Below are 256 nucleotides of genomic sequence, written 5' to 3'. Positions count from 1 at the left end.
GTCCCCGTCACTGTCCGTGGGGTCCGTCAATGGATTGTCGTCCAAATCTCCATTTTCATCCTCGACTACATCTAAAATTCCGTCATTGTCATCGTCAATGTCCACTAGGTCAGGAACACCATCGCCATCGGTATCAACATCGTTGTCAGGGTCCAAATAGTCAGGGGTACCGTCACCGTCCGTGTCATCATTGGTCGGGTCGCCGTCACCGTCCGCATCCTCATCGGGGGTGTCGATGCCATCACCATCGTCATCC

Annotated in this window: 1 pseudogene; it reads right to left on the bottom strand. The window is 53.9% G+C overall.

From position 1 onward, the window contains the following. Positions 1 to 256: pseudogene (locus AACP56_RS18005) on the bottom strand (hypothetical protein); the annotation flags it as partial.

It is taken from the genome of Croceitalea sp. MTPC6 (genome assembly GCF_036985525.1).
Taxonomy (GTDB): domain Bacteria; phylum Bacteroidota; class Bacteroidia; order Flavobacteriales; family Flavobacteriaceae; genus Croceitalea.
This window is presented reverse-complemented; position numbering and strand designations above follow the sequence as displayed.